At 71.1% G+C, this 7,534-nt stretch carries 8 protein-coding genes; 5 read left to right on the top strand and 3 right to left on the bottom strand.

Annotated elements, in window-relative coordinates:
• Nucleotides 1–208 precede the first annotated feature (208 nt).
• Genes AB0C29_RS24385 through AB0C29_RS24375 form a run of 3 tightly spaced genes read left to right on the top strand, consistent with a single transcriptional unit; the run spans nt 209 to nt 2,762 of the window.
• Nucleotides 209–1,075, top strand: coding sequence for a DUF4097 family beta strand repeat-containing protein (locus tag AB0C29_RS24385; protein WP_360824182.1), 867 nt, complete (start codon nt 209–211; stop codon nt 1,073–1,075).
• Nucleotides 1,072–1,992, top strand: coding sequence for an ATP-binding cassette domain-containing protein (locus AB0C29_RS24380; RefSeq protein WP_360824179.1), 921 nt, complete (start codon nt 1,072–1,074; stop codon nt 1,990–1,992). The genes AB0C29_RS24385 and AB0C29_RS24380 overlap by 4 nt, the downstream gene beginning before the upstream one ends.
• Nucleotides 1,989–2,762 carry an ABC transporter permease gene (locus tag AB0C29_RS24375; RefSeq protein WP_360824176.1) on the top strand — a complete coding sequence of 258 codons (774 nt, stop codon included), beginning with the start codon at nt 1,989–1,991 and terminating at the stop codon, nt 2,760–2,762. Before AB0C29_RS24380 ends, AB0C29_RS24375 begins: the two co-directional genes overlap by 4 nt.
• A gap of 58 nt (nt 2,763–2,820) precedes the next feature.
• Here AB0C29_RS24375 and AB0C29_RS24370 read toward each other — a convergent pair whose 3' ends face one another.
• The 3 genes from AB0C29_RS24370 to AB0C29_RS24360 form a co-directional block, all read right to left on the bottom strand.
• Nucleotides 2,821–5,022 (bottom strand): RICIN domain-containing protein, encoded by a 2,202-nt coding sequence (locus AB0C29_RS24370; protein ID WP_360824173.1) that lies wholly within the window; start codon nt 5,020–5,022, stop codon nt 2,821–2,823.
• A 16-nt stretch (nt 5,023–5,038) separates the two neighbouring features.
• Nucleotides 5,039–6,241, bottom strand: coding sequence for an alginate lyase family protein (locus AB0C29_RS24365; protein ID WP_360824170.1), 1,203 nt, complete (start codon nt 6,239–6,241; stop codon nt 5,039–5,041).
• A 194-nt stretch (nt 6,242–6,435) separates the two neighbouring features.
• Nucleotides 6,436–6,762, bottom strand: coding sequence for a hypothetical protein (locus AB0C29_RS24360; protein ID WP_360824167.1), 327 nt, complete (start codon nt 6,760–6,762; stop codon nt 6,436–6,438).
• 61 nt (nt 6,763–6,823) lie between these two features.
• On the opposite strand from AB0C29_RS24360, the gene AB0C29_RS24355 reads away from it, so the two are divergent.
• Both AB0C29_RS24355 and AB0C29_RS24350 read left to right on the top strand, forming a co-directional pair.
• A complete protein-coding gene (locus AB0C29_RS24355; protein ID WP_360824164.1) occupies nt 6,824–7,213 on the top strand; it encodes a VOC family protein in 390 nt (129 codons plus the stop codon).
• Between the two features lie 160 nt (nt 7,214–7,373).
• Nucleotides 7,374–7,534: helix-turn-helix domain-containing protein (locus AB0C29_RS24350; protein ID WP_360824185.1), on the top strand; the 161-nt coding region annotated here is incomplete at its 3' end.

Below are 7,534 nucleotides of genomic sequence, written 5' to 3'. Positions count from 1 at the left end.
TCCGGCTGCCGGACCAGCACAAGACCCGGATCGAGGAGGCGGCCGGCCGCGAGGGCCTGTCGGTCAACGCCTGGCTGGTCCGGGCCAGCACCGCCGCGGTGCAGGCCGGTGACCGGCCGCGCACCTCTCGCGCCCCGCTCGGCGGGCAGCGCTACACCGGCTGGGCCCGCTGACCGTGCCCGTCTCCCCTCCGCGAAAGGACCAGGACATGCCCACCTTCGACACCCCCGCACCGATCCGGGCGACGCTCGAGCTGCTCGTCGCCGACGTGCGGATCACCGCCACCGACCGCGCGGACACCGTCGTCGAGGTCCGGCCCAGCGACCCCTCCGCCCCCGCCGACCTGCGCGCCGCCGAGCAGACCCAGGTCCAGTTCAGCGACGGGCAGCTGCTGGTCAAGACCCCGAAGACGCTCAAGACGCTGGGGATCCTGCGCCGCAGCGGGTCGATCGACATCGAGATCGCCCTGCCCACCGGCTCGCAGCTGCGCGCCGACGCGGCCCTCGGCTCGTTCCACTGCACCGGCACGCTCGGCGAGACCGCGGTCCGCACCGCCGCCGGCGACGTGGAGCTGCAGCACACCGGGCCGCTGGAGGTGAACACCAGCGCCGGCTCCGTCGTCGCGCGCTCGGTGAACGGTGCCGCCCGAGCCACGACCGGCAGCGGGACGATCCGGATCGGCACGGTCAGCGGGGCCGCGGTGATCAAGAACTCCAACGGCGACACCGCGGTGGACTCCGTCGGCGGCGATCTGACGGCGAAGATGGCCAACGGTGGTGTCGTCGCCGGGCAGGTGGGCGGCTCGGTCGACGCCGCGACCGCCAACGGCAGCATCCGGATCGGCGCGGTCCGCCGTGGCACGGTCGCGGTCCGCAGCTCGATGGGTGAGCTGGAGGTCGGCATCGCGGCGGGCACGGCCGCGTACCTCGACCTGCACACCCAGTTCGGCAAGGTGCTCAACCACCTCGACGGCACCGGCGCCCCGGAGCCCGGCGAGGACAACGTCCAGGTGCGCGCCCGCACCTCCTTCGGCGACATCATCGTGCGCCGCGGCGACACCGAGGAGCTCCGATGATCACCGTGACCGGCCTGCGCAAGGCGTACGGCGACCACACCGTCCTGGCCGGCATCGACCTGCACGTCCCGGCGGGCTCGATCTTCGCCCTGCTGGGCCCGAACGGCGCCGGCAAGACCACCACCGTGCAGATCCTCTCCACCTTGATCGACGCGGACGCCGGCGAGATCCGGGTGGCCGGCCACGACCCGGCGACCGAGCCGGACGCGGTCCGGGCGGCGATCGGGGTCACCGGACAGTTCGCCGCCGTCGACGGGCTGCTCACCGGCCGGGAGAACCTCATTCTCATGGCCGACCTGCACCACCTGGCCCGGGCCCGGGGCCGCAGCCGGGCGGACGAGCTGCTGGAACAGTTCGACCTGACCGACGCGGCCGGCAAGCAGGCGTCGGCGTACTCGGGCGGCATGCGGCGGCGGCTGGACATCGCGATGGGCCTGGTCGGTGAGCCGCGGCTGGTGTTCCTCGACGAACCGACCGCCGGGCTGGACCCGCGCAGCCGGCAGGCGATGTGGCAGACCGTCCGGGCGCTGGTGGCCGACGGCGTGACGATCTTCCTGACCACCCAGTACCTGGAGGAGGCGGACCAGCTCGCCGACCGGATCGCGGTGCTCGACGGCGGACGGCTGGTCGCCGAGGGCACGGCCGACGAGCTCAAACGGCTGGTGCCGGGCGGGCACATCACCCTGCGATTCGCCGACGGACCGGCGTTGCGGGCGGCGGCGGTGGCCCTCGATGCCGCCGCGGTCGACTCCGCCCAGCTCACCATCCAGGTGCCCGGGGACGGCAGCGTACGCACGCTGCGCGCCCTGCTGACCACCCTGGACGAGGCTCGCGCCGAAGTGGAGAGCCTGACCGTGCACACGCCCGACCTGGACGACGTCTTCCTGGCCCTGACCGCGAAGGAGCCCGTGCGATGACCACCCTGAGCCTTGCCGTCCGCGACTCGAACACCATGCTGCGGCGCAATCTGCGGCACATGCAGCGCTATCCGGCGATGATCTTCTACCTGGCCGGGATGCCGGTGATCTTCCTGCTGCTGTTCGTCTTCGTGTTCGGCGGCACGCTCGGCGCCGGCCTGGGCGGGGGCCGCACCGAATACCTGGCCTACGTGGTGCCGGGCATCCTGCTGATGACCGTCGGCGGGGCGGCGGCCGGCACCGCGGTCTCGGTCGCCACCGACATGACCGAGGGCATCGTGGCCCGGTTCCGCACCATGGCGATCGCCCGGGTGTCGGTCCTGACCGGGCACGTGGTCGGCAGCATGATCCAGACCCTGGTCAGCCTGGCCATCGTGCTGGCCGTGGCGCTCGCGATCGGTTTCCGGCCCAGCGCCGGACCGGCGGAGTGGCTGGGCGTGCTCGGAGTGCTGATGATGACCTCGTTCGCCATCACCTGGCTGGCCACCGCGCTGGGGCTGGTGGCCAAGACGGTGGAGGAGGCGAGCAACACGCCGCTGCTGCTGACCCTGCTGCCCTTCATCGGCAGCGGTTTCGTCCCGACCGACTCGATGCCGGACGGGCTGCGGCAGTTCGCCGAGTACCAGCCGTTCACGCCGATCATGGAGACGATCCGGGCCCTGCTGACCGGCGGAACGGTCGGCGACTCGATCTGGTGGGCGACCGCCTGGTGCGCGGCCATCGCCCTGGCCGGCTATCTCTGGGCCCGCAAGCGCTACAACGCCCGCTGACCGAAAGGCAGACGGCCCGCCGGATCTCCGGCGGGCCGTCGCTACGTGCGCACCGGGATCAGGGGCCGCTGACCAGGTTGGTCACCTGGTGACCGCTGTTCACCGCGGCGCCCGTGTTGTTGATGACGTGGGCGATCGTGCCGGTGCCGCCCAGCGAGACGGTCACCATGTTGTGGAACTTGATGCCCGGCTTCACCGGCACCTCGAAGGCACGGGCGTTGACCACGCTGGGATTGACGTTGAAGAACGCGTACGACCCCAGGCCCCACGCCTCGTGGTTGTTCACCGAGTCGGCCACCTTGTACGCCGCCCAGCCCTGCGTCGAGCCGTTCATGTAGGCGGCCTGGTTCGGCGGGTCGTAGGGCATCTCGTTCTGGTAGAAGTACGTGCGCCCGTTCTCGCCGTTCCAGATGGTCTGGTACTGCTGGTAGTGCTCGACGAACAGGCCGTAGAACGTCACGTTGTCGCCGTTGACGGTCAGGCCGTTGGCGGCCGGGTTGACGGTCCAGCCGTGGGTGCCGTTGTCGCTGTGGTCGGCGCGCCAGATCCAGGCGTGGTCACCGATCACGTGGTCGCTGTTGATCCGCAGGCTGACCGAGGCCTTGCCGGCGATCGCGCCGCCGATCCGGAAGAACACGTCGGACAGCACGGTCGGGTTCGCCGCGTGGTTCGCCGACGAGCCGTTCGGGCCGACCTCCATGAGCACCGACGAGTTCGTGGTGCCCGCGTCGAAGAGCACCCCGGCGACCCGTACGCCGTCCACGTCGGCCACGGTCATCGCCGTGATGCCGTTCTGCGGGACGAAGGTGGCCAGGCCCAGGCCGAGCACGACGGTGTTGGGCCGGGTCACGTTGATGGTCTGGTTCAGGTTGTAGACACCGGGCGTGACCAGCAGGTTCTTGCCGGAAGCGAGGGCCGCGTTGATGTTCGCCGCCGTCTCGCCGGGCTTGACGACGAAGAACGTGCCGATCGGCAGCGACTGGCCCGCCGGGTTCCCGTTGGCCCAGGTGGTGCCGGCCGAGTTGGTCCGCAGCGCGGGGACGAACACCTGGTACGCGCCCGCCGAGTCGACGTACAGGTACGGCTTCTCCGCGACCACCGGCGTCTGGCCGACCGTCGTGTACGGCGGCGTGGGGAAGCTGTTGGCCGGGGCGCCCTGGGCACCGACGAAGACCTGGTTCCAGTTGGAGCCGTTCCAGCTGCCCATCTGCGAGTTACGGGTGATCCACTGCTGCTGCGAGCCGGACTGGATCTGCCCGTCGATCTTGGTGTCGGCCATGAAGCCGCCGGACGACCAGCCGCCGTCGGACAGCGCCAGGTTGCCGCGGACGTGCATCCGCCGGTACGGCGCCGCCTGCGACACGGCCCAGCGGTCGAGGCCGCCGTTCGGGGTCACCGACAGGCCCTCGGCCGAACGCCAGAAGTTCTGGGTGGCGTTCTGCGAGCCGTCCGGCCACCAGTCCGCCTCGGTGTGCACCGCGCCGTTGATGTTCACCGCGTCCGGGGTCAGGCCCAGCCCGGCGACCTGGGTGAAGAAGCCGACGTTGGCGTCGACGTTGTAGGAACCGGGCTTGAACAGCAGCGCGTAGCGGGCGTTGCCGAACTGGTTGCGGACCTGCTGGTTGAAGACGGTGTTCAGGCGGTTCTGGATGGTCGCCTGCGACATCGACGGGTCGAAGATCGTCACGTTCGGGCCCAGGTCGGGGTTGCCGCTGCCCGGCGGGACCGTCGTCGGGGTCACCGGCGGGGTGGTCGGGGGCGTCGAGGCACCGTTGACCGTCCACTTCTGGTTGGCGCCGCCGCCGCAGGTCCACAGCTGGAGCTTCGCGCCGTCGGCGAGGTTGTTGTCCTTGATGTCGAGGCACTTGTTCGCCTTGACGTTGACCAGGTCCCGCCCGGCCGTGTACGTCCACTGCTGGCTGGTCAGCCCGGCGAAGCAGTCCCACATGTGCACGGCCGCGCCGTCGGTGGTGGCACCGCCGGCCACGTCCAGGCACTTGCCGAGGCCCTTGAGCGACTTGTCGTCGCCGTAGGTCCAGGTCTGGTTCGGCCCGCTCGCGCAGGACCACATCTGCGGCAGGTTGCCGTTGGCGGTGGAGCCGTTGGTGACGTCCAGGCACTTGCCGTTGGCGCTGCTCACCACGGAACCGGTGGTGGCGGCCAGGGCGTTGGTGACGCCGGCGACGCCGAGCACGCCGACGACCAGGGCGGTGACGGAGACGGCCAGGACACGCCGTCGCTTCCGGGGGATGGGGATCATCGATTTCCTTCGGGGATCAGGCGGGGTTGCCGGCGTGGGTGAGCGTCTCCCACGCCACGAACAGGTTGTTGCTGCCCTGCGGGCGCCGGGCCTCGGTGTAGGTGCCGGTGTTGGCCATCGCGATGCCGAGCCGGTTGTGCAGGGCGTTGTAGGCGACCTCGCTGATCGGGCCGAGGCCCCTGGTCACCGAGCCGCCGCAGATCGACGCCGGCACCGCGGTACCGTTCTCGAACTTGGTGTGCAGGCCGAGCGCGTGCCGCAGCCGGTCCTGCAGCTCGGGGTAGAGGTCGCCGCCCTGGATGCGGGTGGTCTCGGCGACGTGCGCGATCGCGGAGATGCCGTAGCCGGTGTGCACGAAGTCGCGGCAGGTCTCCTGGGAGAGCCCGTCGACGAAGGTGCTCTGGCCCTGCCAGTAGCTGATCAGCTCGGCCCGGGTGTCGATGCCACCGGCCGGCGGGTACTTCGGCTGGGCGCCGTCAGCGGTGACGTAGATGTAGGCGGCGGCGCGCAGCTTGAAGCGGGCGACGGCCCGGTCGTAGCTGGCCCGGTCGTCGAGGTGGACGGCGATGCCGACGGCTGCCTCCATCATCGACAGCTCCCAGTTGCCGTTGCTGGCGCTGCCGGCCAGCACCACCGGCAGGTAGACGGTGCGCAGCATGGTGGCGAAGCGGGCCTGGTTGGGCCAGTTCCCGTACGCGTGCTTGATGATCTCCGCGGCCCGGGGCCACACCGAACCGGCCCAGGCGGTCTGCAGCGGGCCGTTGCTGTTGGTGTGCGCCTTGAGCGTGGCCGACCAGGCGTCCATCAGCGCGATGGCCTTGGTCGCGTACGCGGTGTTCCCGGTGATGTACCAGGTGAGCGCGTCGGTGTACGCGGCGATCGCGTCCTCGCGCTCGTCGGTGCAGCCGTTGTTCGGGTTGGAGTAGGAGCCGCACTCGACGGTCGCGCGGGGCTTCGGCGTACGCGACAGCGAGGCGTAGCGGCTCGCGGCCATCTGGTTGTAGGCGGTGGTCCAGGGCTGGGCCTTGGCGGCGACCTTGGCCTTGACGAAGTCGAGCTGGGGGCGACTGAGCAGCACGCCGGGGTGGGAGAACGCTGCGGCTGTGGCGCGGACAGGGGCCGTGTCCGCGTTCGCCACGAAGCGGACGCCGGCGGTGGCCACGAGGGCGACGAGCACGGTGCCGGCGGCGAGCAGCAGCCGGCGTGGGGAGTGAGGCACTGCGGACTCCGGATGGGGGAACGGGGAACCGGAAGGTGACTTAACAGTGCCGAACTCAACCGTGACGAACGGGACGCGGTCAAGGACGTATCGACGGACTTAAGGATGACGAAAGGTTCGGTGGACGGAGAGCGCTTTCCGGTGCCGTGGCGCATGTTCGGACCACCGGAACCGGTTACGGCGAGAAAGCGCTCTCACGGAGTCAGCAGCTGCCGTACGTCGATCCGCTGACCCAGTGGCGCACCGCCCGGCCCCGGCGCCGCCGACGCCCGGGCCGCGATCTGCAGCGCCCGTTCCTCGGACTCCACATCCACGACCCGGTAGCCGGCGAGCTCGGGCAGGGCGCCCCGCTCCCCCGCCACCTGATGCGAACGGCCGCCGAGCCCCTGCGCCTCGACCAGCTCACCGGCCGCGGTGAGCTCGGCGTCCAGGTCGCGCTGATAGTCGAAATGCCGCCGTACGTCGGCCGGCGCCCAGGTGCCCATCGCGGTGTGATGCTGGATCAGCAGAAACTTCGTCATACCGGGGGGTCGGTGCCGGCCGGCCGTTCTCGACATGATGGGCGGGAGACCGGGAGGCACCATGGGAATCGGCCGTCTTCACCACGTGATCGTGGACTGCCCGGAGCCGCTGGCCCTGGCCACGTTCTACAGCGCGCTGCTGGGCCTGCCCGTCACCTACCACGACGACGACTTCGCGGTCGTGGCGAGCAGCGACCGCGCCTCCGGGCTGGGCTTCCAGCGGGCTCCCGGCAATCCGGCGCCGACCTGGCCGGACCCGGCGACACCCCAGCAGGTCCACCTGGACGTGATGGTCGACGACGTCGCCGAAGCGTCTGCCGCCGTCCTCGCGCTGGGTGCCACCGCCCTGCCCGGCGCGGGCGTGTTCGCGGACCCGGCCGGGCACCCGTTCTGCCTCATCCCCCGGCCGGGATGGGCGCCTCCGGTCGCGGACGAGACCAGGCCGGCGTAAGGATCACCGCCCTGAGCGACCCGCACCCGGGCCCGTCGTCGTAGCGGCTCGCGCGGGTGGGCGCCGCCGAGGACGGGCCACCCGGTCGCGCCCGCGCACCCTGGCCGTCCTCTGGCGCGCCCTGATAGACACTGTCTACGGCGTCTGGTAGACAGTGTCTATGCCGGAGGACCTGCGTGCGCATCTCGTCGCCACCGGTGTTGAGCTGGTCTCCGCCGAGGGCACCGACGCGCTGAGCCTGCGCGAGATCGCCCGCCGCGCCGGCGTGTCCCACGGCGCACCCCGGCGCTACTTCCCCACCCACCGCGAGCTGCTGGCCGC

It is taken from the genome of Actinoplanes sp. NPDC048791, assembly GCF_040650095.1.
Taxonomy (GTDB): domain Bacteria; phylum Actinomycetota; class Actinomycetes; order Mycobacteriales; family Micromonosporaceae; genus Actinoplanes.
This window is presented reverse-complemented; position numbering and strand designations above follow the sequence as displayed.